Source organism: Actinomadura luzonensis, assembly GCF_022664455.2.
In the GTDB taxonomy this organism is placed as follows: Bacteria; Actinomycetota; Actinomycetes; order Streptosporangiales; family Streptosporangiaceae; genus Nonomuraea; species Nonomuraea luzonensis.
In genome coordinates this window covers 6085370-6111274 of record NZ_JAKRKC020000001.1, presented here as the reverse complement: position 1 = coordinate 6111274, position 25905 = coordinate 6085370, and the positions used below count along the sequence as shown (strand labels likewise).

The 25905-nt window shown below is 71.5% G+C and carries 19 protein-coding genes; 11 read left to right on the top strand and 8 right to left on the bottom strand.

Going from position 1 to position 25905, the window contains the following annotated elements; translation table 11 throughout:
• Window positions 1-406 precede the first annotated feature (406 nt).
• Window positions 407-2887 carry a leucine--tRNA ligase gene (gene leuS, locus MF672_RS28910; protein WP_242374387.1) on the top strand — a complete coding sequence of 827 codons (2481 nt, stop codon included), beginning with the start codon at window positions 407-409 and terminating at the stop codon, window positions 2885-2887.
• Here the strand turns inward: leuS and MF672_RS28905 are convergent.
• Window positions 2884-3852 (bottom strand): TIGR03557 family F420-dependent LLM class oxidoreductase, encoded by a 969-nt coding sequence (locus MF672_RS28905; protein WP_242374386.1) that lies wholly within the window; start codon window positions 3850-3852, stop codon window positions 2884-2886. The genes leuS and MF672_RS28905 overlap by 4 nt on opposite strands.
• Before the next feature lie 55 nt (window positions 3853-3907).
• Window positions 3908-4336 carry a hypothetical protein gene (locus MF672_RS28900; protein WP_242374385.1) on the bottom strand — a complete coding sequence of 143 codons (429 nt, stop codon included), beginning with the start codon at window positions 4334-4336 and terminating at the stop codon, window positions 3908-3910.
• A 140-nt stretch (window positions 4337-4476) separates the two neighbouring features.
• Here MF672_RS28900 and MF672_RS28895 point away from each other — a divergent pair, with 140 nt between their 5' ends.
• Window positions 4477-7629 (top strand): S41 family peptidase, encoded by a 3153-nt coding sequence (locus MF672_RS28895; RefSeq protein WP_242374384.1) that lies wholly within the window; start codon window positions 4477-4479, stop codon window positions 7627-7629.
• A 144-nt stretch (window positions 7630-7773) separates the two neighbouring features.
• Here the strand turns inward: MF672_RS28895 and MF672_RS28890 are convergent, their stop codons facing one another.
• Window positions 7774-8790 (bottom strand): MalY/PatB family protein, encoded by a 1017-nt coding sequence (locus tag MF672_RS28890; RefSeq protein ID WP_242374383.1) that lies wholly within the window; start codon window positions 8788-8790, stop codon window positions 7774-7776.
• A 164-nt stretch (window positions 8791-8954) separates the two neighbouring features.
• On the opposite strand from MF672_RS28890, the gene MF672_RS28885 reads away from it, so the two are divergent.
• Entirely contained in the window at window positions 8955-9797 is an 843-nt protein-coding gene (locus MF672_RS28885; protein WP_242374382.1) for an aminoglycoside adenylyltransferase domain-containing protein, read from the top strand.
• 483 nt (window positions 9798-10280) lie between these two features.
• Here the strand turns inward: MF672_RS28885 and lexA are convergent, their stop codons facing one another.
• Window positions 10281-10988 (bottom strand): transcriptional repressor LexA, encoded by a 708-nt coding sequence (gene lexA / locus MF672_RS28880; RefSeq protein ID WP_242374381.1) that lies wholly within the window; start codon window positions 10986-10988, stop codon window positions 10281-10283.
• A gap of 1928 nt (window positions 10989-12916) precedes the next feature.
• Between lexA and MF672_RS28875 the strand changes: the two genes are divergently transcribed.
• From MF672_RS28875 to MF672_RS28855, 5 genes are all read left to right on the top strand, one after another.
• Window positions 12917-13204, top strand: coding sequence for a LysM peptidoglycan-binding domain-containing protein (locus MF672_RS28875; protein WP_242374380.1), 288 nt, complete (start codon window positions 12917-12919; stop codon window positions 13202-13204).
• A gap of 839 nt (window positions 13205-14043) precedes the next feature.
• Window positions 14044-14499: a transcriptional regulator NrdR gene (gene nrdR / locus MF672_RS28870; protein WP_168016843.1), complete on the top strand. Its 456-nt coding sequence runs from the start codon at window positions 14044-14046 to the stop codon at window positions 14497-14499.
• A complete protein-coding gene (locus MF672_RS28865; RefSeq protein ID WP_242374379.1) occupies window positions 14496-17342 on the top strand; it encodes a vitamin B12-dependent ribonucleotide reductase in 2847 nt (948 codons plus the stop codon). Before nrdR ends, MF672_RS28865 begins: the two co-directional genes overlap by 4 nt.
• 736 nt (window positions 17343-18078) lie before the next feature.
• Entirely contained in the window at window positions 18079-18339 is a 261-nt protein-coding gene (locus tag MF672_RS28860) for an anthrone oxygenase family protein (protein ID WP_242374378.1), read from the top strand.
• Window positions 18340-18404: 65 nt separating this feature from the next.
• Complete coding sequence (locus MF672_RS28855; protein WP_242374377.1) at window positions 18405-18923, top strand: hypothetical protein; 519 nt, start codon at window positions 18405-18407, stop codon at window positions 18921-18923.
• A gap of 249 nt (window positions 18924-19172) precedes the next feature.
• On the opposite strand, the gene MF672_RS28850 is transcribed toward MF672_RS28855, so the two are convergent.
• Entirely contained in the window at window positions 19173-20285 is a 1113-nt protein-coding gene (locus tag MF672_RS28850) for a glycerophosphodiester phosphodiesterase (RefSeq protein WP_242374376.1), read from the bottom strand.
• A gap of 148 nt (window positions 20286-20433) precedes the next feature.
• The gene (locus tag MF672_RS28845; RefSeq protein WP_242374375.1) at window positions 20434-21363 is read right to left on the bottom strand and encodes an aspartate/glutamate racemase family protein; all 930 of its coding nucleotides are present in this window, start codon (window positions 21361-21363) and stop codon (window positions 20434-20436) included.
• Window positions 21364-21629: 266 nt separating this feature from the next.
• On the opposite strand from MF672_RS28845, the gene MF672_RS28840 reads away from it, so the two are divergent.
• Both MF672_RS28840 and MF672_RS28835 read left to right on the top strand, forming a co-directional pair.
• Window positions 21630-22223, top strand: coding sequence for a helix-turn-helix domain-containing protein (locus MF672_RS28840; RefSeq protein ID WP_242374374.1), 594 nt, complete (start codon window positions 21630-21632; stop codon window positions 22221-22223).
• 19 nt (window positions 22224-22242) lie between these two features.
• Window positions 22243-23646 (top strand): MFS transporter, encoded by a 1404-nt coding sequence (locus MF672_RS28835; protein WP_242374373.1) that lies wholly within the window; start codon window positions 22243-22245, stop codon window positions 23644-23646.
• On the opposite strand, the gene MF672_RS28830 is transcribed toward MF672_RS28835, so the two are convergent.
• Window positions 23597-24175 carry a TIGR03618 family F420-dependent PPOX class oxidoreductase gene (locus tag MF672_RS28830; protein ID WP_242374372.1) on the bottom strand — a complete coding sequence of 193 codons (579 nt, stop codon included), beginning with the start codon at window positions 24173-24175 and terminating at the stop codon, window positions 23597-23599. The genes MF672_RS28835 and MF672_RS28830 overlap by 50 nt on opposite strands.
• A 31-nt stretch (window positions 24176-24206) precedes the next feature.
• Entirely contained in the window at window positions 24207-24605 is a 399-nt protein-coding gene (locus tag MF672_RS28825; protein WP_242374371.1) for an ester cyclase, read from the bottom strand.
• A gap of 37 nt (window positions 24606-24642) precedes the next feature.
• Between MF672_RS28825 and MF672_RS28820 the strand changes: the two genes are divergently transcribed.
• The gene (locus tag MF672_RS28820; RefSeq protein WP_242374370.1) at window positions 24643-25854 is read left to right on the top strand and encodes an amidohydrolase; all 1212 of its coding nucleotides are present in this window, start codon (window positions 24643-24645) and stop codon (window positions 25852-25854) included.
• The last annotated feature ends 51 nt before the right edge of the window (window positions 25855-25905 follow it).

Below are 25905 nucleotides of genomic sequence, written 5' to 3'. Positions count from 1 at the left end.
CGGATCAACCCTTATATCCGGATTTGACGTACCAGGCATGATCTCATGGGATTTTCCAAGAGATGCGGGTGCTTCCGCAGCGAAACGAGCGAAGCCGTGCGGATCCGTGGGCGGGTCCTGCAACGGCAGGCCGTCCCCCGGTCGATCGGGCTCAGCAGGGTACACCACGGCGATAAGGGTAATCTTCTGGGACGAATGAGGTCACAACGGATACATCACCATCAGGTCTCGTCGAGCCTGAAGCGTCCATTGTGCCTGCACGCGTCGATCGTCCGCCTGCATTCAGCCGAAGAGGTGCGCTAGGCTTGACACATGCGTTCCGCGACCCTGCTTCTTAGCGGGCCGCGACGGCCCTGAGATCTCGCCGTCGCGGCTACCCCTCGTTGTCTGTACGGGGGGTTTTCTTATGGGTCCGAGTCAAGCCAGAAGGACAGTAGCCGTGAGTGAGTACGACCCGCAGGCACTGCAGGCCAAGTGGCTGCAGCGCTGGGAGGAGCAGGAGCCCTACCGGGCGAGCGAAGACCCCGCCGACCCCCGCGAGCGGCGCTACATGCTCGACATGTTCCCCTACCCGTCGGGCGACCTGCACATGGGTCACGGTGAGGTCTTCGCGCTGGGCGACGTGGTCGCGCGCTACTGGATGCAGAAGGGCTACAACGTCCTGCATCCCATCGGCTGGGACTCCTTCGGCCTGCCCGCCGAGAACGCCGCCATCAAGCGCAACGCCCACCCGGCGGAGTGGACCTACGCCAACATCGACACGCAGGCCAACTCCTTCAAGCGCTACGCGATCTCCTTCGACTGGTCGCGCCGCCTGCACACCAGCGACCCCGACTACTACCGCTGGAACCAGTGGCTGTTCATCCGCTTCTTCGAGCGCGGCCTGGCCTACCGCAAGGGCGGCCTGGTCAACTGGTGCCCCAATGACCAGACCGTGCTGGCCAACGAGCAGGTCGTGGCCGGCCGGTGCGAGCGCTGCGGCGCCGACGTCATCCGCCGCGAGCTGACGCAGTGGTACTTCAAGATCACTGACTACGCGCAGCGCCTGCTGGACGACATGGCCCAGCTCGACGGCTGGCCCGAGCGCCTGCTGACCATGCAGCGCAACTGGATCGGCCGCTCCGAGGGCGCCGACGTGCTGTTCGAGATCGAGGGCCGCGACGAGCCGGTCCACGTCTACACCACGCGCCCCGACACCCTGTACGGCGCCACGTTCTTCGTCGTCGCCGCCGACGCCGCGCTGGCCGACGAGATCGTCACCGACGAGCAGCGGCCCGCGTTCGAGGCCTACCGCGCCGAGGTCGCCCGGCTGAGCGACATCGAGCGCCTGGCCACCGACAAGGAGAAGACCGGCGTCTTCCTGGGCCGCCACGCGATCAACCCGGTCAGCGGCGAGCGCATCCCGGTCTGGGCGGCCGACTACGTGCTGTCCGACTACGGCCACGGCGCCATCATGGCGGTGCCCGCCCACGACCAGCGCGACCTCGACTTCGCGCGCAGGTTCGACCTGCCGGTCAAGGTCGTCGTGCACACCGGCCTGGCCGACCCCGGCGAGACCGGCGAGGCCACGCCCGGCGAGGGCACCCTGGTCAACTCCGGCCCGCTGGACGGCCTGACCAAGACCGAGGCCATCTCCAGGATCATCGAGATCCTGGAGAAGGAGGGCAGGGGCGCCGGCGCGGTCAACTACCGGCTGCGCGACTGGCTGCTGTCGCGCCAGCGCTACTGGGGCACGCCGATCCCGATCATCCACTGCCTCGACTGCGGCGAGGTCCCCGTCCCCGACGACCAGCTGCCCGTCACACTGCCCGACCTGCGCGGCGAGGCGCTGGCGCCCAAGGGCGTGTCGCCGCTGGCCAGCGCCACCGACTGGGTCAACGTCGAGTGCCCCAAGTGCGGCGGCCGCGCCCAGCGCGACACCGACACCATGGACACCTTCGTCGACTCCTCCTGGTACTTCCTGCGCTACTGCTCGCCGGGCTACACCGACGGCCCGTTCGACCCCGAGCAGGTGCGCAAGTGGGGCCCGATCGACCAGTACGTCGGCGGCATCGAGCACGCCGTGCTGCACCTGCTGTACTCGCGCTTCTTCACCAAGGTCCTGCACGACATGGGCCTGCTCGACTTCACCGAGCCCTTCCTGCGCATGCTGAACCAGGGCCAGGTGATCAACGGCGGCAAGGCCATGTCGAAGTCGCTGGGCAACGGCGTCGACCTGGGCCGGCAGATCGACGAGTACGGCGTGGACGCCGTGCGCCTGACCATGGTGTTCGCCGGCCCGCCTGAGGACGACATCGACTGGGCCGACGTCTCGCCGGCCGCCTCGCAGAAGTTCCTGGCGCGGGCGCTGCGGGTGATGTCGGAGGTCACCAGCGAGCCGGGCGTCGCGTTCGAGACCGGCGACGCCGAGCTGCGCAAGGTGACCCACCGCACCATCGACGAGGTCACCAAGCTGATCGAGGGCCAGCGCTTCAACGTGGCGGTGGCCCGCATGATGGAGCTGACCTCCGCGGCGCGCAAGGCCATCGACTCGGGCCGCGGCCCGGCCGACCCGGCGGTGCGCGAGGCCGCCGAGACGCTGGCGGTCCTGCTGTCGCTGGTGGCCCCGTACACCGCCGAGGAGGGCTGGGAGCGGCTGGGCCGCACCGGTCCTGTCGCCTTCGCCGGCTGGCCGGTCGCCGACCCCGCGCTGCTGGTGCAGGAGTCGGTCACCTGCGTCGTGCAGGTGGCGGGCAAGGTCCGCGACCGCCTGGAGGTGCCGCCCGGCATCTCCGAGGAGGAACTGCGGGCGCTGGCCCTGGCCTCGGAGAAGGTCTCGGCCTACCTGTCCGGCATGCCGCGCAAGGTGATCGTCCGGGCGCCCAAGCTGGTCAACATCGTTCCCTAGAGCGAGCGCAGCGCCGGCAGGAGCTCCTTCTCGGCCCAGCCGAAGAAGGGCTCCTGCTGGTCGTGGCCGACCTGCACCAGCGCCACGTGCGTGTAGCCGGCGTCGGCGAACTTCTTGACCGACTGCACGACGGCGTCCACGTCGTCGCCGCACGGCACGCTCTGCGCGACGTCGTCGGGCCGGACGGTGGTGGCCGCGGCGGCGAAGTTGACCGGGCCGGGCAGCTCGGCCATGACCTTCCAGCCGCCGACCGCCGACCAGCGCCACAGCTCGTGGGCGCGCTGCTTGGCGGCCTCGGCGTCGGTGCCGTAGGAGAGGGCGAGCTGGCCGTAGACCGGCTTGCCCTGCCCGCCGGCGGCGTTGAACTGCTGGACGACCTCCGGCATCGGGTCGTTGATCACGAGCACGTCGCCGAGCTCGGCGGCCAGCTCGGCCGACTGCCCGCCGGACGCGGCGATGCCGATCGGCACCTGCTCGTCGGGCAGGTCGTAGAGCTTGGCCGAGTCGACGTCGAAGAACTCGCCCTGGTAGGTGACGTAGTCGCCGCCGAACAGCTCCCTGATGATCTTGACGGCCTCGGCGAACATGCGGTGCCTGGTGTCCACCGGCGGCCACCCCTCGCCGATGACGTGCTCGTTGAGGTTCTCGCCCGCGCCGAGGCCGAGGGTGAACCTGCCCTGGCTCAGCACGCCCATCGTGGCCGCCTTCTGCGCCACGACGGCCGGGTGGTAGCGCATGATGGGGCAGGTCACGTACGTCATGAGCGGGATGCGCTCGGTGGCCTGGGCCACGGCGCCGAGCACCGACCAGCAGTAGGGCGAGTGGCCCATCTCCTCGACCCACGGGAAGTAGTGGTCGGAGATGACGGCGTAGTCGAAGCCGATGCGCTCGGCCGCCGCCGCGTAGTCGACCAGCTCGCGGGCCGGCGTCTGTTCCGACATCAAGGTGTAGCCGATCTGTACCATGTGTCACGGCTACCCGTGTATGTCCTATTTAGTGCCGTACCAGCGGAGATCCTCGTCAGCGCTCGCCGCGCCGGCCCAGCTCCTCCAGGACCAGCCCGAGCCCGATGCCCAGCAGCCAGACGTCCTTGGCCACGCCCAGCCCCTGCGGCGTCGGCCGGAGGCTGTGCTCGCGCCGCATGCCCGGCGTCCTGAGATAGAGCCCGACCAGCCCGCCCGCGAACCCGGTCAGCGCCGCCCCGGCCACCAGCGACGGCACGAACGGCACCAGCAGCGCGACGCCGAGCGCCGTCTGGGCCCGCGACAGCAGCCGGGCGAACTCGACGGGATCCATCCTGCCGAGGAACGGATAGGCGCCGCAGGCCATGCCGTGCAGGCCGGCGGCGCGCTCCTCGTCGGCGCCGAGCATCTCGATCCCCGAGTTCAGGACGATGGCGGCGGCGGCCAGCCGCGGCGGAAGCTGGTGGGCGCGGGCGAAGATCCTCATGGTTCCTCCGAAATCGGTTATCCGGCCCTCTTCCCCCGCAAGTCCGGCACACCCCGTTCTTGGGCGTTCCGGGTACGCGGCAGGTCCGCCAGGAGGAGAATTCTTGGGCTGCGCTTGGTGACGCGCATTAATGTGCAGCTGTGACAAATGGCGCTTACCTCAGATATCCGCATCTTCACGGTGACCTGGTCACCTTCGTCGCCGACGACGACGTCTGGCTGGCCCCCCTCGACGGCGGACGGGCCTGGCGCTTCACCGCCGACCGCGTCCCGGTCAGCGACCCGCGGTTCTCGCCCGACGGCACCCGCATCGCGTGGACCAGCAGCAGGGAAGGCGCCCCCGAGGTCTTCGCGGCCGAGGTGGACGGGCCGGAAGGCGAGCGGCTGACCTTCTGGGGCAGCGCCACCACCCGGGTGCGCGGCTGGAGCGCGGACGGCGGCGTGCTGGCCGTCAGCGCGACCGGGCAGGGCTCGCGCAGCCGCACTTGGGCGTACGCGGTGCCGCTCGACGCCGGGCCCGCGACCCGGCTGCCGTACGGCTGGGTCAGCGACGTCGCCGTCAGCGGCGACCGCGTCGCGACCGTCTCGCCCATGTGGCGCGAGCCGTCGCAGTGGAAGCGCTACCGCGGCGGCACCGCCGGCAAGATCTGGGTGGACGCCGACGGCGACGGCGAGTTCGCCCGGCTGTTCGCCGACAGCACCGCGCAGTACTGGGCCGTCAACTGGATCGGCGACCGGCTGGTCTTCCTGGCCGACCCCGACGGCACGGGCAACCTCTACTCGGTCCTGCCCGACGGCTCCGACCTGCGCCGGCACAGCGGGCACGAGGAGTTCTACGCCCGGCACGCGACCGGCGACGGGCAGCGCGTCGTCTACAGCCACGCCGGCGACCTGTGGCTGCTGGAGAGCCTGGACGCCGAGCCGCGCCCGCTCGACATCCGGCTCGGCGGCCCGCGTCCCGGCCGGGCCTCGCGGCCGGCGCCGCTGCGGGTGGGGGCGTACGCGCCGGACACCACCGGCCGGGCCAGCGTCGTCGAGATCCGCGGCACCGCCCACTGGATGCCGCACCGCGACGGCCCCGCCGGCACGCTGCGCGCCGAGCCCGGCGTGCGCGTCCGCCTGCCGCGCGTGCTGAACGCCGACGGGCACGCCATCTGGGTCTCCGACGCCGGCGGCGAGGAAGGGCTGGAGATCGGCACGCCCGGCGGCGAGGTCCGCACGCTGGCGGCCGGGCAGCTCGGCCGGGTGCTGGAGCTGGAGGCCGCGCCCGACGGCAAGCACGCCGCCGTCGCCACCCACGACGGGCGGCTGCTCGTCGTGGACCTGGAGTCGGGCAACCTGCGCGAGCTGGACCGCACCAGCCAGGGCGACCTCAGCGGGCTGACGTTCTCGCCCGACTCCTCGTGGCTGGCCTGGGTGCACCCGCACGACGAGCCGCTGTCGCAGATCAGGATGGGACGGGTGGACGGCACCTCGGTCATCGACGTGACCCCGGTCCGTTTCGCCGACTACGACCCGATGTTCACCAGGGACGGCAAGCACCTGGCCTTCCTGTCGGTGCGCACCTTCGACCCCGTCTACGACGCCCACGTCTTCGACATGTCCTTCCCGCAGGGCTGCAAGCCCTACCTGGTGCCGCTCAAGGCCGACACGCCCTCGCCGTTCGACCCCTCGCTGCAGGGCCGCGGCTTCAACGGCGAGGACGACAAGGCGGGCGGCGGCAAGGACGACAAGAAGGACGACACGCCGCCGCGCACCGAGGTGGACCCCGAAGGGCTGGGCTCGCGCGTGGTGCCCGTGCCGGTGCCTGCCGGCCGCTACGGCAACCTGCGCACCGCCAAGGACGCCCTGCTGTGGCTGCGCTACCCGCTGGCCGGCCAGCTCGGCGACGGCAGCGACGCGCCGTACGAGGTGGTGCTGGAACGCTACGACCTCAAAAAGCGCGCCAAGAGCGAGCTGGGCAAGGAGATCCGCTCGTTCGAGGTCAGCGGCGACGGCACCCGCCTGGTCACCAACGGCAAGAACGGCCTGCAGACCCGCGCCGCGTCCGAGGGCGACGAGGTCGTCACCGTCGACCTCGACCGCGTCGCGGTGCGCGTCGACCCCGTCGCCGAGTGGCGGCAGGGCTTCCGCGAGGCCGGCCGGCTCATGCGCGACCACTACTGGCGCGAGGACATGAACGGCGTCGACTGGCAGGCCGTCCTCGACCGGTACGAACCGCTCGTCGCGCGCATCGGCACCCATGCCGAGCTGATCGACCTCCTCTGGGAGACGCAGGGCGAGCTGGGCACCTCCCACGCCTACGCCATCGGCCCCGGCGGCGGCCCCGACCCGCGCCGCCGGCAGGGCCTGCTCGGCGCCGACCTCGCCAAGGACGCCGACGGCGTGTGGCGGGTCGAGCGCATCCTGGCCGGCGAGTCCTCCGACCACGAGGCCCGCTCGCCGCTGCTCGCCCCCGGCGTCGCCGTCCGCCCCGGGGACGCGATCGTCGCCGTGGGCGGTCGGCCCGTGGACCCGGTGCGCGGCCCCGCCGCCCTGCTGGCCGGCACCGCGGACCAGCCCGTCGAGCTGACCGTCCGGCCGGGCTCCGGCGGCGAGACGCGCCGCGTCGTGGTCAAGCCGCTCGCCGACGAGACCGCGCTGCGCTACCACGACTGGGTGGAGAGCCGGCGGGCGCACGTCCGCGAGGCGTCCGGGGGGCGGCTCGGCTACCTGCACGTGCCCGACATGGTGGCCTCCGGCTGGGCGCAGTTCCACCGCGACCTGCGCACCGAGATGGCCTACGACGGCCTCGTCGTGGACCTCCGCGACAACAGCGGCGGCCACCTGTCGGAGCTGGTGCTGGAGAAGCTGGGGCGCAAGGTCACCGGCTGGGTGCGGGCGCGCGGGTTCGAGCCGCGCCGCTACCCGGCCGACTCGCCGCGCGGGCCGGTCGTCGCCGTCACGGACGAGTTCGCCGGCTCCGACGGGGACATCGTGAGCGCCGGGATCAAGAACCGCGGCCTCGGCCCCCTCGTCGGCACCCGGACGTGGGGCGGCGTGATCGGCATCGACTCCCGGTACCAGCTGGTGGACGGGACGCGGGTGACGCAGCCGCGGTACTCGTTCTGGCTGGAAGGACACGGCTGGGGGGTGGAGAACTACGGGGTCGAGCCGGACGTCGAGGTGGTGGCGACGCCGCAGGACCGGGTGGCGGGGCGTGACCCGCAGCTCGACCGGGCGATCGAGCTGGCGCTCGCCACCCTCGCCGAGCACCCGCCCGCCACCCCTCCGGCCCTCCCGCCCCTGCCCTGACCCGCGCCCTCCGCCCCTCCGCTCCTGCCCTGACCCGCACCCTCCGTCCCTCCGCTCCTGCCCTGACCCGCACCCTCGGATGCTCCCGCTTCCGTCCTGTCCCGCACCCTCCGTCCCCGCTCGGCCGGAGGGTGCGGGCCGGCGTCAGGCGATCCGCGCCAGCCGCCGCAGGATCTCGTCGAGAATGGCCTCGGAGGTGGCGAAGTTCAGCCGCACGTACTCCGCGCCTCCCGGCCCGAACGCCGCCCCGTCGTTCAGCAGCACCTTGGCCTGCCGCTCGATGACCTCCGCCATCCCCTCCCGCCCCACGTGCAGCCAGGCGAGGTAGGTGGCCTGCGGCATGCGGTACCCGTACACGGAGGAGGGCAGCCGCTCGCCGATGGCCCGCCGGTTGCGGTCCAGCAGCGCCACGACCTCCCCCAGCCAGGCGTCCCCGTGCCGCCACGCGGCCACGGTCGCCTCCACCCCGAACAGGTTCGCCGAGCCGAACAGGAACGGCGGCTGCGCGGCCAGGGCCTTGCGCACGCCCTCGTGCCCGAGGTGGGCCACCGAGCAGCGGATGCCGCCCAGGTTGAACGCCTTGGTGGCGGAGGTGAGCGTCACCGTCCGCTCGGGCGCGATCGTGGCGAACGGGATGTGCTGGTTCGGGGCGAAGGTCAGGTCGGCGTGGATCTCGTCGGCGATGACCAGCAGGTCGTGGCGTTCGGCGAGCTCGGCCAGCTCCTCCAGCTCCTCCCGGGTGAGGACGCGGCCGGTCGGGTTGTGCGGGTTGACCAGCAGGAGCACCCGGCAGCCCGTCAGGTCGCCGGGCAGGACGAACCGCCACGAGTCGCCGTCCGGCTCGGCCTGGATCGGGACCAGGGGCCGCTCCATGACCTGCAGCGTCCCCAGGAACGGGTGGTAGGCGGGGGTGTGCAGGGCCACGCCGTCGCCCGGCCGGGTCCAGACGTTCAGCAGCACCTGCAGGGACTGGTTGATGTCGCAGAAGGCGCGGACGTGGGAGGGGTTGGGGCTCCAGCCGTACCGGGCGGCCATGCGCTCGGCGAACGCCTCCGCCAGCGGGCCCGCGTTGGGCAGGTCGAGCCAGGCGGGATAGCCGAGGTCGCCGTGGGCGCGGCGGGCCAGGGCCTCGATGACCGGCGGGGCCGTGGGCAGGTCCATGTCGGCGATCCAGGCCGGAATGACCCCAGGCCCAGCTTTCGACCACTTGAAGCCGTCATTTCGTGCCTTGAGGTCTTCTGGGCTGTATGCGTCATTCACGGCATCATTCTAAGATTTGGCATTGTGATGAGGCGGTGGCACGACCTGTGGCAGGCTGAGCGGCCATGACCCCCCACCCGAAGATCGACGCGATCGTCGAGATGTACCTGTCGCTGGCCGACGCGGAGGCACCGGGGCTGGTCGAAGGGCTCTACCTGGAGGGTTCGGCGGCCCTCGACGACTACCACCCCACCACGAGCGACGTGGACTTCGTCGCGGTCACCTCGGCCGCCCCGCCCGTCGAGGTGCTCACCCGCATCCACACCAACCTCGGCGTGCACCCGTTCGAGGGCGTCTACCTCACCTGGGACGACCTCCGCAGCAACCCCTGCGGCCTCGGCGCCCGCCCCCAGGCCCACGCCGGCAAGCTCAACCCGCGAGGCGGCGTCAACCCCGTCACCTGGCACACCCTCGCCCGCCACGGCGTCACCTGCCGGGGCCCCAAGCCGGGCGAGATCGAGATCTGGAGCGATCCAGCGGTCCTCGCCGCGTGGACCGACGACAACCTCGACCGCTACTGGCGCCGCCTGGTGAGCCGGGCCGCGAGCCCGGTGCGCGCCTGGAGCCTCGCGGCGCTCGGCGGCTACGCGACCGTGTGGATCGTCACCGGCATCTCCCGGCTGCACTACACGCTGGCGACCGGCGAGCTGACCTCCAAGACGGGCGCCGCCCGGTACGCGCTGCAGGCGTTCCCGGAGCGCTGGCGCCGCGTCGTGCGCGAGGCGCTGCGCCTGCGCGAGGAGGACGCGGCGCGGCCGTCGCTCGGCGGCCTGCTGTCGAGCCTCGGCGACGACTTCGGCACGCCCCGGCGCTCGCTGTACGGCTCGCCTTTCGAACGCCGCCAGGACGTCCTGGGCTTCGCCGCCGAAGCCATCGACGCCGCCCACGCCCTCTACACCGCCCGCTGAAGCCCCCGCCCTGCACCGGTCCGGACCCAACTCCGAGAACCGGCGAGCTCAGATGCATCCCCGACAAGCCACCCCCACGGAGACCCCGGGCGTTGTGTGGAGGAGTTGGACCAAGGCGAGGGGCCACCTGTGGCGCGGCGCGGCGTACGGCGACAACGAAGCCAGCCCGGAACAGCTAAGGCGTAGGGCGGCAGGCTCGGGGAGTGACCAGGTCAGGGTCGGGGTTGCATCAGATCAGGGTGTGGTCGTACTGGGAGCGGGATCGTGTGAAGGCCGGATCGTGTGAGGCGGAGTCGTGGTGCGGACCGGGACATGGACTCGGAGTTGGCGAGTCGGTGCCGTATCCAGGCCCGGGGTCGGCGATGCGGTGCCGTACCCCGTCCTCGCTCGTCTTCGTCGCCCATCGTCTCTGTCTTCTTTGGCGCGCGCCGTGACGCGGCGCAGGCGAGTGACGCGCGCCCTACCCGCCGATCATCGCCGCTCTCAGAGCCGGCGCAGGACCGCCACGACCTTGCCGAGGACGCTGGCCTCGTCGCCCGGGATCGGCTCGTAGTTCGGGTTGTGCGGGACCAGCCAGACGTGGCCGTCCTTGCGCTTGAACGTCTTGACCGTGGCCTCACCGTCGATCATGGCGGCCACGATGTCGCCGCTCTCCGCCACGGGCTGCTGGCGCACGACCACCCAGTCGCCGTCGGCGATGGCGGCCTCGATCATCGAGTCACCGGCGACCTGCAGGAGGAACAGGGTGCCCTCGCCGACGAGCTGCTTCGGCAGCGCGAAGACGTCCTCGACGCTCTCCTCGGCGAGGATCGGCCCACCGGCGGCGATGCGGCCGACGAGCGGGACATAGGCGGCGGTGGGCCGGCTGACCGTGGGCTCCTCGTCGGTGGCGTCGGGGTCGACCCACATCACGGGCTCACCGGGCAGGCGCACCTCAAGGGCGCGCGGCCGGTGCGGGTCGCGCCTGAGGTAGCCCTTGCGCTGCAACGCCGTCAACTGGTGCGACACGCTGGAGGTGCTCGTCAGCTGCACGGCCTCGCCGATCTCGCGCATGGAAGGCGGATATCCGCGCTGCTGCACCGAGTCGCGGATCACTTCCAGGATCTTGCGCTGCCTGGGCGTCAGGCCCAGGGAGTCGCGTCTGCGCACCGCGAGGTCGCTGACCCCGTTTGTGTCATCCCGCTCGGTCATGCTGCTCCTCCTAGCCCGGACGCCTGCCTCACCGGCGGGCCTCCCGTTCTGTGGTCTCGACGTCGCACACCGCGACCGTATCTCGCTTGAAGATCATCTTCAAACAATTGTTCGAGTCTTCCTCGAATTTGTCGCCAGTGTGGTGTACAACATCGTACGGGAGTTCGATCGACACCGTGTTCGATTTGCTGATCTTATTCGGCCTTTTCCTCAGGCCACACGGCGGGAGGTCATCCATGCGAACGACCACAAACACGGACACGACCAGCGAAGACGCCAAACGCCTCACCCTCATCGCCGACGCCACGCAGAGTAAGGGCCGACGTGAAGACAATACGCGGGAGGGTCTCGGCCCCCGCGAAAATCCCGGCAAGAGGTTGGGGCTCCGTGCAGGTGGTTCGGGAAGGCGTGGAGGATCCTCATCCGGAGGCGGTTCGGGTGGCGGCCCGGGGCAGGGGAGGCCCCGGCTGCGCCTGGTCCCCCCACCCCGCCCCGACGCCGACTCCGACCCGCCCTCTGGCTCCGGCCACAGCGCTGGCTCCGGCCACAGCGCTGGCTCTGGGGCGCGCTCCGGCTCCGGTAGCAGCGCTGGGTCCCGCTCGCGCTCCGGCGTCGGCTCCGGCCCCACCGTTGGCTCCGGCTCGCACGTCGGCTCCGGCTCGCGCGTCGGCTCCGACTGCAGCGCCGGCCCCGACTGCGGCGCCGACGCCAGGTTCGGCTCTGGTTCCGGGCCGCGCGCCGCGTCGAAGACCGGCCGGTCCACACGACGCCGTGCGGGTGCGGACGGGGACTCGTCCGAGACGCGCGAGGCTCTGGAGACGGTCAGGCGAGGCCCGCCGCCCGGTGGCCCCACGCCGGTCGCGAGGCGTACGGCCGACAGGTCCGTCACCGAGCCGGACTGGGTGAGAGCGGCGACACGCGCCTCCGGGAGCGTGACGCGGAGACCGGGCCCCCTCGGCGAAGGTGACGGGCGAGACGGAGCGGAGACGGCAGCCGGTACGGGTCGGGGAGGGCCCGGGACCGGCAGACGACTCCGCCTTACCTTGCGTCGCCCCCTCTTCCGCCTGCGCCCCCGCTTCCTGACGCGAACCGCCTCGAAGAAGGCCGACGCGACCGGGCGCGAAGGCATCGACACCGGTACCGCGGACGCCACCGCGAGGCCGGACGGCGGTGACGCAGGCCGGAACGGCGCTCTCCCAGCGCGGCGTGGTGCTGGCATACGTGCTCTGGACGGTGCCGCCGGTCGTACTGCGCGAGGCGACACGAGCTGGCGGAACGGCTCCCGTGGCAGGGACGGCTCAGCAGATCGCGACGGCTCGGTCGAGCGCCGCCCCCGTAAGACGAAGGAGGCGAAGGCGGGACGAAAGCGCGGTAAGCAGGTGACACAGCCGGTGAAGCTGCGCGCTGTGGAGCGCGACTTGTCGGCCGAGAACGTAACGGCCGCCAGGGACGCAAGGGCTCGAAGTGCCGAAGCCGGGAACACGCGAACAGAGGACTCCCGGGCCAGGCGTGACGAAGGCGGACACGTCCGAGCGAGAAGCCCCCAGACCGAGGGCTACCCAACCAGGCGTGCCCGAGCAGGGAACCTCCGAGGCAGAGACCGTGAAGCCGGGAATGCGACGGTCGCAAGCCTCCGTGACAGAGACGGCAAGGCCCGCAACGGCAGTGCGCGAAACGGCAGGGCGGGCAATGGTGATGCTGGAACCGGCAGAGCCGGCAACATGCGGGCCAGGGACGGACGGGGCAGGAACCTCAAGGCGGCGAACGGCGGAGCCCGGAACGTCAAAGGCCGGAACGCCAAGATCGGGGATGCGGCCGTTCTGCCCGGGCGCCCGGCTGGGGCTGCCGCCCGGACGGGCGCACAGGCGAGTGCGGACTCCGGGCGGACGGGTGCGCCGCCGCTGCGGTTGACGCGGCGCGGGCGGGCCGTGCTGGTGGTGGCGGTGGCGTTGTTGTCGTTGGGCGGGTTCTGGCTCGGTACCCGCGCGGCCGGTCATGCGGCGGTGAAGGTCGTGGTGCCGAGTCATGCCGGGCTGCCCTGGGTGGAGGTTCACCAAGGGGACACGTTGTGGGAGATCGCCGACGTGCTGTCCGGGGGTGAGGACCCCGGGGCCGTGGTGGAGGAGATCAAGCGGCTCAACGGCTTACCGGACTCGATCATTCAGCCCGGTGCGCGGCTGTTCGTGCCGAGGGACATCGCCGCAGTCGTCCACTGACCGCCGCCCCTGTACGGAGCCGCCCTGGGAAGGGCGGTGAGTCCGTTGGGGTGGTCGCGGGGGCGGTGGCCCATACCCGCGTCGCGGCCAGGCGTGGTGGTTCACGGGCGCCCGCACAGGGGCGGCATGTGATGGGCGGCTCAGTGCGTCGTGGGCGGACCTGCGGGGTCGGCGGCGTTGAGCAGGCGGAGCCAGGTGGACGGGAGCGAGCGGATCCGGGTGGACGTGAAGCGGCCGGATCCGGGTGGACGGGGAGCGGCCGGATCCGGGTGGACGGGAAGCGGCCGGATCCGGGTGGACGTGAAGCGGCCGGATCCGGGTGGAGGCGGAGCGGCAGAGCCGGGTGGCAGTGTCGCGGCCGGCGCCGGGTGCATGTGTGGGGGCGAGTGGCGCGGGGTGGACGTGGGCGCGGTGGGCGCGAGGAGAGAGTGGTGCGGGACGGGGTGGGGTGGGGCGGGCACGAGGTGCGAAAAGGGGTCTGAGCTGGGGTGGGGGAGGGGCGGTCGAGTGGTGCGTGGTGTCCGATACCGTTGTGAGGTTTGTTCACCACCGTGGCGGTCAGCAATGGGTGTGACGCCGGCCCGGCCGACACGCCGTGCGCCCTCGGGCGTGCGCGTGCTGATCAGCGACTTCTGCGGGAAGGCGCCGCTCAACTTGCGTTCATGGTCGCGCGCTTCTACGGTTGGACCACAACATCTAGTAGTTACACCGATGTAGTTCACCACACCTTGTGTTTCCGTGACCGCTCCATGGTTGGCCGTGGGGTGTGCGCGAGCGTCCCGTCACGACGGTTCGGCGAGCGGTGTGTTGTGGTGGCCGCAGGTCTAGGAGGCGAGCGCGTGCACTGTCCGTTCTGTCGCCACCCTGACACCAGGGTCATCGACAGCCGTTCCACGGACGACGGCGCGGCCATCAGGCGGCGCCGCACCTGTCCCGAGTGCGGACGCCGCTTCACCACGCAGGAGACCGTGCTGCTCATGGTGAGCAAGCGCAGCGGGGTGACGGAGCCGTTCTCGCGGGACAAGGTCGTCGCGGGGGTTCGGCGGGCGTGCCAGGGCCGGCCGGTCAGCGAGGATTCGCTGGCCCAGCTCGGGCAGCGGGTGGAGGAGGCCATCAGGGCCAAGGGCGCGGCCGAGATCCCCTCCAACGAGGTGGGCCTGGCCATCCTGGGCCCTCTGCGCGAGCTCGACGAGGTGGCGTACCTGCGGTTCGCATCGGTGTATCGCGGTTTCGAGAGCCTGGCGGACTTCGAGGCCGAGATCAGGCAGTTGAAGGCGGAGAAGGGGGAGTCATGACGGAGACGGCCAGCGGTTCAGTCGCGCGCGGGGGCAAGCGTCCGCGTAAGGGGCTCAAGATGAAGCGGATCTTCACCAAGCCCGGCGTGCATCCGTATGACGAGATCCAGTGGGAGCGCCGCGACGTCGTCATGACCAACTGGCGCGACGGATCGGTGAACTTCGAGCAGCGGGGCGTCGAGTTCCCCGAGTTCTGGTCGGTCAACGCGGCGAACATCGTGACCACCAAGTACTTCCGCGGCGCGGTCGGCACGCCGCAGCGTGAGTGGAGCTTGAAGCAGCTGATCGACCGGGTCGTGGGCGTCTACACGCGTACGGGGATCGAGCACGGCTACTTCGCCGGCGACGAGGACGCCGAGATCTTCGACCACGAGCTGAAGCACGCGCTGGCGCACCAGGTGTTCGCGTTCAACTCGCCGGTCTGGTTCAACGTGGGCACGCAGTCGCCGCAGCAGGTGAGCGCGTGCTTCATCCTCTCCGTGGACGACACGATGGAGTCGATCCTGGAGTGGTACAAGGAAGAGGGCGTGATCTTCAAGGGCGGCTCGGGCTCGGGGGTCAACCTGTCCCGCATCCGCTCGTCCAAGGAGCTGCTGAGCAGCGGCGGCACCGCGAGCGGCCCCGTCAGCTTCATGCGCGGCGCCGACGCCTCCGCGGGCACGATCAAGTCGGGCGGCGCGACCCGCCGGGCGGCCAAGATGGTCGTCCTGGACGTCGACCACCCCGACATCGAGGAGTTCATCGAGACCAAGGCGCGCGAGGAGGACAAGATCCGCGCGCTGCGCGACGCCGGCTTCGACATGGACCTGGGCGGCAAGGACATCGTCTCCGTCCAGTACCAGAACGCCAACAACTCCGTGCGCGTCTCCGACGAGTTCATGCGCGCGGTGGAGAAGGGCGACAAGTTCGGTCTGCGCGCCCGCCTCACCGGCGAGGTCATCGAGGAGATCGACGCCAAGGACCTGTTCCACAAGATGGCCAAGGCGGCCTGGGAGTGCGCCGACCCCGGCCTGCAGTACGACGACACGATCAACGACTGGCACACCACCCCCGAGACGGGCCGCATCACCGCCAGCAACCCGTGCAGCGAGTACGTCCACCTGGACAACTCCTCGTGCAACCTGGCCAGCATCAACCTGCTGAAGTTCCTGAAGGAGGACAACTCCTTCAACGTCGCCGACTTCGTCAAGCTGACTGAACTGATCATCACCGCGATGGACATCTCGATCTCGTTCGCCGACTTCCCCACCGAGAAGATCGGCGAGACCACGCGGGCCTACCGGCAGCTCGGCATCGGCTACGCCAACCTGGGCGCGCTGCTCATGGCGACCGGCCACGCCTACGACTCCGACGGCGGCCGCGCCGTCGCCGGCGCGATCACGTCCCTGATGACCGGTGTGTCCTACCGGCGCAGCGCCGAGCTGGCCGGCGTCGTCGGCGCGTACGACGGCTACGCCAGGAACGCCGAGGCGCACAAGCGCGTCATGCGCAAGCACGCCGCGGCCAACGACAACCTGCGCACGGTCGGCACCATGGACGCCAAGATCCACTCCGAGGCGTCCCGCCAGTGGTCGGAGTGCCTCAAGCTGGGCGAGAAGAACGGCTACCGCAACGCCCAGGCCAGCCTCCTCGCCCCCACGGGCACCATCGGCCTGATGATGGACTGCGACACCACCGGCATCGAGCCGGACCTGGCGCTCGTCAAGTTCAAGAAGCTGGTCGGCGGCGGCTCCATGCAGATCGTCAACCAGACGATCCCGCGGGCGCTCAAGCTGCTCGGCTACCAGCAGGAGCAGATCGAGGCCATCGTCGAGTACATCGCCGAGCACGGCCACGTCGTCGACGCGCCCGGCCTGCGCCAGGAGCACTACGAGGTGTTCGACTGCGCGATGGGCGAGCGGGCGATCGCGCCCATGGGTCACGTGCGGATGATGGCGGCCACGCAGCCGTTCCTGTCCGGCGCGATCTCCAAGACGGTCAACCTGCCCGAGTCGGCCACCATCGACGACATCGCGCAGGTCTACCTGGAGGGCTGGAAGCTCGGCCTGAAGGCCCTGGCCGTCTACCGCGACAACTGCAAGGTCGGCCAGCCGCTCTCGGCCGGCGGCACCGCCAAGAAGGAGGAGCCGCAGGAGGTCGCCGAGCCCGAGGTCAAGGTCATCGAGGTCAACCGGCCGACCCGGCGCCGCATGCCCAACCAGCGGCCGAGCACCACCACCCGCTTCACGGTCGGCGGCGCCAAGGGCTACATGACCGCCTCGTCCTACCCCGACGACGGGCTCGGCGAGGTGTTCCTCAAGATGTCCAAGCAGGGCTCGACCCTCGCGGGCGTCATGGACGCGTTCTCGGTGGCGATCTCGATAGGGCTCCAGTACGGCGTGCCGCTGGAGACGTACGTCTCCAAGTTCGTCAACATGCGCTTCGAGCCGGCCGGCATGACGGACGACCCGGACATCCGCATGGCCGCGTCCGTCATGGACTACATCTTCCGCCGCCTCGCCCTCGACTACCTGCCGTACGAGGAGCGGGCCGCGCTCGGCCTGTTCTCGGCCGCCGAGCGGGCCGCGCAGCAGCGCGGCGAGGACCCGGCGGCGCTGCAGGAGGCCGTGGACCGCGAGGCGCTGGCCCAGTCGGCGCCGATCGAGGAGAAGAAGCCGAAGGAGGCGTCCGCCGCCGAGGCGGAGCAGCCGGCGGCGATCGCAGCGGGACGGGAGCTGACGTTGGAGAGCCACCAGCGTTTCACCGCCGACGCCCCGCTCTGCATGACCTGCGGCACCAAGATGCGCCCTGCGGGGAGCTGCTACGTCTGCGAGGGCTGCGGCTCCACCAGCGGCTGCAGCTGACGACCGGTGAGTGAGCGTGACCGTCGCCGTCGCCGGAGGGCGGCGGTCACGCCACTGAACGGTGGTCCGGCGGCGTTGGCCGCTCGGCCGGGCATGACTGCGTGGGGCTTGGCGTGGATCGCTGTGCGGAGGCGGTGGTCTCGCGGGTTGAGCTGCTTGAGCAGCAAGTGGCTCTGGAGGTCTCCTTCCTGGCGCGGGTCGCTGACATCGGGATCTTGGTGAGCTCGGGGTCGGACAGGACCTGGGCTGCGCGAGGACCTTTCGCTGCTTGCCGGGCAGGCGGAGCCTCGCCGTCGGACCGTGATCGGCGGCGGGCGGGGCTTCGCGCCATGAGGGCGCGGCCCGTGGAGCTTCGGGTTGCCGTGGCGCGAGTACTTCCGGCGTCGTAGCCGGGCCGGCCTGTGCTCCTGGCGCGGTAGCAGGGGAAGACGCCGTAGGTGGGACGCAGGCGGGGGCCCTGCGGACGACGATTTGCCGGTCATGGGAACCACCACAGTCAGGTACGTGCACGGGGCCGCGTTGCTGGCCACCGGGCTGCTCGCGGGCGCTTTCGGGTACGGCGCGGTCAACGTGATCCCCACGTTCGACGCCGTGCCGCTGGAGGTCCGCCTGACCTTTCACACCACGATGATGAAGGTCAACGAACCGGTGATGCAGAGCGCGATGGCGCTGGCCGTTCTCACCACCTTCGGCCTGGCGGTCGCCGGGCGCGGCTGGACGCGCCGGTGCGCTGGCGGTGACGTCGCTGCTGATCACCGTGTTCGGCAACGTGCCGCTGCACGCGCGCTTCCGGGAGTGGGCCGCGGGGCCGGTCGCGAGCGATCATGCCGAGGTCTTCCAGCGGTGGGAGCTGTTCCACTCGCTGCGCACCTTGACCGGGTTGGGCGCTTTCGTACTGGTGATCGGGGCCGCCGTGCTGGCCCGGCCCGTACCCGTCAGGTCCGTGGCCGCCAGGTCCGTGCCCGGCCGGGTGGGAGGGGTTCCGTCGCGGAGTTGACCGAGTGCGGCCAGATCCGCGGCGCGGGCTGGATCAGGCGCGGTCGCTCCCGCATGCTTCCGGTCATGAGGGGGCGGATCGCGGTATGCGCCATGATCGTCGCGGCGCTGGGGTACCTGTGGCATCGGATCGGCATGGTCCTGGTCGCCTGGCTGCTGGGCAACACGGACATGATCGTCGGGCTCGACTGCTGCGTCGACTACCACAGGAACGCGCCCGATCCCTGGGCGAACGTGCTGATCGCCCTGTCAGGGGTGATCTGCACGCAGGTGGTCGCCTGGACGGCGATCGCCCTGCTGGCCGCTCGGCGCGGCCCGACGTGGGGGCTCACGACCGTCGCGGTGACGTTGTTCGCGGTGAGCCCGGTGCTGCAGCTCGTCGTGTATCTGGTGTGGCACTACGCGGAACGTGACTACGTGGCGGTGATCGACTACACCTACCTGGCCACCGGGCTGCCGCTGGAGGCGTTGATCGCGGTGTACGTGGTGCTGTTCGTCGGCTATGGCGTGGTGTTCGGGCTGGCGTTGCGGGCGGCCCGTGAGCGGGCCGGAGCGGGTGCGGTTCGGCGGCCGGCGGCGGGGTGAGCCGGACCCCGCTGGCCTTGGGGTGAGTGGCCACGTCCCCGCTGGTCGAGGGGGTGAGCCGTCGGGCTCGGCTGGTGGTTGGGGAGTCGCGGGGTTTCCGCTGGTTGGCGGGTGAGTCGCGTTTCCCTGGTCATGGGGTGGGGCTCGGCGGTGCTTCATGCCGTTGGGACCGTGGCGTCGGAGGGGGTGCGACTGCGTCGGGCGCTGTTGCCCCGAAGCGGCCGCGGGAGGGGGACGGGGGCGGATGGTTCAGGAGCTGAGGACTTCGTTGAGGACGTCTGGGCGGTTGGTGATGATTCCGTCCACGCCGTAGCTCAGCATCCGGCGCATCGTGCTCGGGCTGTCCACCGTCCAGGCCAGCAGGCGCATGCCGAGAGCGTGGACGCGGCGGACGTACGCGGGGCTGAACGTGGTGTACGACGGGTTGATCAGGTCGGCGAACTTCGCGAGTTGCGGTAGCTGGGTTGTGGTGGGGGTGCCGAGAAGGCCGATGGCGACGTCCGGCAGGTAGCGGTGGAAGGTCCGCATGGACTCCCAGTTGAACGACTGCACGATCAGCCGGCCGGGAGCCTGCCAGGCGGCGTGGCGGCGCAGCTCGTCGGCGACGCGTCTTTCGATGCCCGGGTAGAGCTCCGGGGCCTTGACCTCCAGCAGCAGGCCCAGGCCGGAGTCGGCCATCGCGGTGAGGGCGTCGTCGAGCGTGGGCACCGGCTCGTCCGCGTACCGGGAGCCGGACCAGGAACCGGCGTCGAGCCGGCGGATCTGGGCGAGCGTGAGGTCGCCTACTCGCCAAGGTGACAGGGACGGGTACACGCGTTCCACGTCGGTGGTGCGCGACAGGGTGGTGTCGTGCATGAGGACCAGCTCGTGGTCCTTCGTCTCCTGGACGTCGAGTTCGAAGTAGTCGGCGCCCATGCGGTCGGCCAGTTCGAAGGCGGCGACGGTGTTCTCGGGGGCGTAGGCGGAGGCGCCTCGGTGGGCGACGTCCACAGGCTCGGCGGGCGCGGCAAGGTGCAGGTGTGTCGTGGGGGCGAGGGAGAGGGCGGCCGATGTCTGTGCTCGGGCGAGGGCAGGGGTGGTGGTCGTGGTGGCCGCCAGGCCCAGGACGGCGACCAGCGCCAGTGAGAGGGCACGGCCCAGCGGGAGGATGCGGCCGAGTCGGAGGGTGGGGCCCGATGGGAGGGCGTGGCGCAGTGGGAGGGCGCGGTCCGGTGGGAAGAGGCGGCGCTGGGGGAGGACGAAGGGAGTGGTGGCGCGGAGGACGCGGTCGAGGGCGGAGGGGCGAGCGGCAGGCTGAGCAGGGAGTAGGGCTGAGCTCGCGGGGGTGGTGTGGGCGTGGGGCGAGGTGAGGTGTCGGGGCATGGGTCTCCTCCGTCGGGGAGAGGCCTATGAACCGACGGTGACAAGTGAGCGTGACTACGAGTTGAGTGCAGAGTAGACCAGCGGTGCCCGGGGCGTGAGCATTCGACGCGCCGACATGCCGAGCCGGGTGGGTCAGCGTCGCGGTACGTCATGGTTCGCGGGGGGTTGTGGGGCCGCCTCGCCAGGTCGGGAACGGGCGGGCGCCGGTCGCCGCCTCGAAGGCGGCGCTGGACAGCAGGCGGGTCGAGTCGAGGGTGGGCAGTGGCGAGTCGGCCGGGGTGATGAGGAGGGGGATCTCGGTGCAGGCCAGGGCGACGGCGTCGCAGCCGCGTTCGGTGGCCAGGCGTTCGATGATGTCGACGTAGGCGCGGCGGGAGTGGTCGGTGAAGACGCCGTTGACCAGTTCGCGGAAGATGATGTCGTTGATGGTCCGGCGGTCCTGTGGGGACGGGAGTTCGGCGGTCAGGCCGCGGGCGGCGAGGGCGCGGGGGTAGACGTCGCCGGCCATCGTGTAGGCGGTGCCGAGTACGGCGACGCGGGTGCGGCCGTCGCGGGCGGCCTGGTCGGCGACGACCTCGGCGATGTGCAGACCGGGCAGGGCCAGGGCGTCGCCGGGGCGTTCGAGCGCCAGGTGGGCGGTGTTGTCGGGGCAGATGAAGAAGGCTGCGCCGGTGCGGGCCAGGCGGGTGACGCTGGCTGCGAGCGTCCTTCTGACCGTGTCGTGGTCGCCCGCGTCCCAGGCGGGCATGCTGCGGCCGAAGGGGATGTAGTCGAGGGTCACGTCGGGGTGGTCGTGGTCGCCGAGGCGGTGGAAGCCCTCCTGGCAGAAGGAGAGGAAGCTCAGCGCGGCGCCTTCGGTGCTGTGGGCGAGGATGCCGAGGTGGTGCCACGTGGAGCTGGGGCCAGGGGTGGAGGTGAGGGCGGGGTCGGGGGTGGGGTCGGTAGTGCCCGTGGCGGGTGTGATGAGGTTCGACGGCTGCTCGGGGTGCTCGCGGTGTTGGGGGTGGGGGTGCTCGGCGTGCTCGGGGTCTGCTGGCCCCGTGGCATGGGCCGGCGGTGGGGAGGCGTGCTGGTTCATGGCATGCCTTGGTGGTGAGGGGTGTGCTGGCTCGTGGCTGTGAGGTGAGGGATGCGAGGGGGAGGGGCGTGAGGGGGAGGGGCGTGGTCGGTCAGGGCCTGGGCCGGGGTGAGGGGCTGGAGTGGGTGATGGCCGGCGCGGAGGTGAACGGTGGGGTGGTTCATGGAGCGGGCTCCTGTTCGTTCTGTCGGTACGATCGGTTTCCATGATGAACGTCCGCACCTCGTTCGTCAAAACGAACAGACGTACCGAGAGAGCGAACAGCAGTGACTGATCATGGAAAGCCGCCTTTCGACCGCATCGCCGCAGCCATCAGGCGCGAGCGCGAACGCGCCGGCCTCTCGCTCACCGAGCTGGCCAGACGCTCCGGCCTGGCCAAGTCCACGCTCTCCCAGCTCGAGTCGGGCACCGGCAACCCCAACCTGGAGACGCTCTGGGCGCTCAGCATGGCGCTGGACGTGGCGGTGAGCCGGTTGATCGATCCGCCGCGCCCGCCGGTGCGGCTGATCAGGGCGGGGGAGGGACCCGTGGCGGGCTCGGACGAGGGCGGGCACGGCGGCACGCTCCGCTCCGGCCGGGCCAGGTACGCGGCCACCCTGCTGGCCGCCTGCCCTCCGGGCGCGCGCCGCGACCTCTACCGGGTGGAGGCGGCCCCCGGGGCGGCCAAGGTGTCCGACCCGCACCAGCCGGGCACCGCCGAGCACCTGGTCATCAGCGCCGGCCGGGCGCTCGCGGGTCCGTCCGACGAGCCGGTCGAGCTCGGGCCCGGCGACTACCTGGGCTACCCGGGCGACGTCCCGCACCTGTTCGAGGCTTTGGAGCCCGGCACGAGCGGGGTCATCATCATGGAGCACATCTGACCCACGTAGCCTGATCGGCGTGAAGCATGCCGCTGTGCTGGCCGTTCTCCTGTCCGCCTGGTTCATGGCCCAGTTCGACTTCTTCGTGGTCAACGTCGCGGCGCCGTCCGTCGAGCGCGACCTGCACGCCGGGCCCGCCGCGCTGGAGCTGATCGTCGGCGGCTACGCCTTCACCTACGCGGCCGGGATGATCACCGGCGGCCGGCTGGGCGACCGCTACGGCTACCGGCGGGTGTTCATCTGGGGGGTGGCCGCGTTCACGGCGGCCTCGGTGTTGTGCGGCGTCGCCGCGGACGCGGCGCAGCTCGTCGCCGCCCGGCTGCTCCAGGGCCTGGCGGGCGCCGCCATGGTGCCGCAGGTGCTGGCCACGATCTCGGCCGTGTACCCGCCGGGTCCGCGGGCCAGGGCCCTCGGCTGGTACGGCGCCGCCGGCGGCCTCGGCTCCATCGCCGGCCAGGTGCTGGGCGGCCTGCTGCTGACCGCCGACGTGTTCGGCCTGGGCTGGCGGGGCGCCTTCCTCGTCAACCTGCCCGTCGGCCTGGCCGTCGTGCTGCTGGCCGCCTGGCTCCTGCCCGAGGTCGAGACCGGCAGGCGGGCCCGGCTGGACCTGCCGGGCGCGGCGGGCCTGGCCGCCGGGCTGGGCCTGGTGCTGGTGCCGCTCGGGCTCGGCAACGGTCTCGGCTGGCCCGCCTGGACGTGGGCATGCATGGCCGGGAGTGTCCCGGTGCTGGCCCTGACCTGGCGCAGGCAGCGGGCGCTCGGCGCGCGCGGCGGCCAGCCGGTGCTGGACCTGAACCTGCTCAAGGTCCATTCCTACCTGGCGGGCGTGGGGGCGATCGTGGCGTTCATGGCCTATTTCGCCGCGTTCATGTTCACGCTGACGCTGCTGTTGCAGGGCGGCGCGGGGCTGGACGCGTTCCGGGCGGGGCTGGCGTTCGCGCCGATGGGGGTCATGTTCACCGCCACCTCGCTGCTGGGCACCCGGCTGGTGACCAGGTACGGCCTGGCCGTGCTCCTGGCCGGGGGCACGGTCACGGCGCTCGGGCTCGGCCTGCTGGCGGTCGCGGCCGGGGCCGGCACCCCGTACGTGATCGCCGCCATGACGCTGGTCGGCGCGGGCAACGGCCTGGTGCTGCCGCAGCTCATCGGGGCCGCGCTGGTGGAGGTGGCCCCGCACCAGGCGGGCATCGGCTCCGGGATGCTGATCACCGCGCAGCAGTTCGCGGGGGCGGGCGGGGTGGCGGTGATCGGGGCGGTGTTCTTCGCGGTCGCCGCGGACCGCGGCCACGCCGCGGCCATGCGCTGGTCGGCCGTCATCGACCTGGGGCTGATCCTGGTGGTGCTCGCGACGGTGGCCTACAACCGGCGGCGGGCTACCCGAAGGGCGCGGGCAGCGCCGTCCCGTACAGCCGTGACGCCCTGATCCTGATCACCAGCCGCCGGTCGGCGACCATCCGGCGCAGGAACGCCGCCTCTCCGGCCGGGTCGGCGAGGCCCGCCTGCATGGCGAGCAGCTCCAGGCCGACCTCGTCGCCGGGCTCGGCGGTGACCGGCGACAGCTCGGCCGCGCCCTCGGCGACCCCGTACGCGCCGAAGTCGTCGCTGGTGACGTACAGCGCGCAGCGCGGGTCCGCGTGCAACTGGCGCACCTTGAGCCGGTCGGCGACGGTGGAGATCCGCACCACGCGCCGCTCGGGGTCCCAGTGGTACCGGACGGTGGAGACGTGGGGGCGGCCGCCGTCCTGCTGCGTGGCGAGCGCGCCGAAGCGTTGCCGGTCGAGCAGGGCGGAGAGCTCGGCGTCGGTCAGCGGCCGCGGCTCCTCACCGGCCCCGGCCCCGTGCGGGCCGGACGGCGGGAGCGGCGCCTCGCCGGCCCCGGGCGGCCCGCCTGCCCCCTGCGGCCCGGTCGGCTCGGTGAGCGGGTGAGCGCCCGTCCGGTACTGTTCCGGCACCTGCCATCCCCCCGTCCGGATTGCGGAGGTATCACCCTATCCCTAGCCGGCGGTTCAAGGTCTGGACGTCGGAGATCACCCAGTATTCGGCGAACCGCCCGTTCTCGGCCCGCAGCAGGTCGTGCCCGCTGAAGGCGATCCTGGTGCCCGGCTCCGCGGTCGCGCCGGGGAGGCCGCCCCGGTACGTCCCGGCGAACGTCCACCGGGCCGCGACCCGGTCGCCGTCCACCAGCGGCCCCACGTCCAGGGTGACCTTGACGTCCTTGAAAGGCGCGTGCCCCTGCCGCAGCGCCTCGGCGAGCCCGTCGGGGCCGTGCACGTCCATGCCGGGCCAGTGCCCGACGAAGGCGGGGGTGACCAGCTCGTGGGCGAGCGCGAAGTCGCCGTTCCACATCTCCAGCAGCCAGCGTTCGTACAGTTCGGCGATCATAGAAGTCCACTACCCCTTGGCCGGTAGGTTACGAATCGTGAATCTTGCTATTACCAGCGGATATGTCGTACCGGTAGACGGCGACCCCATCGACGGCGGCACCGTGCTCATCACGAACGGGAAGATCGCCGAGGTCGGCGCGGACGTCCGGATCCCCGAGGGCTGCACGATCGTGGACGCCGCGGGCTCCTGGGTCCTGCCCGGCTTCGTCGAGGCGCACGGCCACCTCGGCGTGCACGAGGAGGCCGAGGGCTGGGCCGGCAGCGACACCAACGAGATGACCGATCCCAACGGCGCCCGCCTGCGCGCGCTCGACGCCATCAACCCCGCCGACATGGCCTTCGCCGACGCGCTGTCCGGCGGCGTCACCACCGCCGTGATCAAGCCCGGCTCCGGCAACCCGATCGGCGGCCAGACGGTCGCCGTCAAGTGCTGGGGCCGGTCCGTGGACGAGATGCTGCTCAAGGAGCCGGCCAGCGTCAAGAGCGCGCTCGGCGAGAACCCCAAGCGCGTCTACGGCGACCAGAAGAAGCTGCCCTCCACCCGCCAGGGCGTCGCCGCGGTGATCCGCGACGCGTTCATGAAGGCCCAGGACTACCGGGCCAGGAAGGAGGCGGCGGCCCGCGAGGACAAGCCGTTCGACCGCGACGGCACGATGGAGGTGCTGGTCCGCGTGCTCGACGGCGAGCTGCCCTGGTGCCAGCACACCCACCGGGCCGACGACATCGCCACCGCGCTGCGCCTGGCAGGCGAGTTCGGCTACCGGCTGATCATCAACCACGGCACCGAGGGGCACCTGCTCGCCGACGTCCTGGCCGAACGGAACGTGCCGGTGATCATCGGCCCGCTCTTCACCAGCCGCTCCAAGGTGGAGCTGCGGCAGCGCTCGCTGCGCAACCCCGGCATCCTGGCCCGGGCGGGCGTCGAGCTGGCGATCACCACCGACCACCCGGTGGTGCCGATCCACTTCCTGGTGCACCAGGCCACCCTGGCGGTCAAGGAAGGGCTCGACGCGGCCGAGGCGCTGCGCTCGATCACCGTCAACCCGGCCCGCATCATGGGCCTGGACGACCGGGTCGGCGCGCTGCGGCCCGGCCTGGACGGCGACGTGGTGATCTGGTCCGGCGACCCGCTGGACGTGATGAGCCGCGCGCTGCGGGTGTTCATCTCCGGACGTGAGGTGTATACGTACACCGACGGTGAGGGCGTGATGGCGGACCCGTACTACCGGGAATCACATAACCGCTGAGCGTCTGCCGATGCGCGGGGCGCATAGTGGGCGGACCAACGGGAAGAGAGG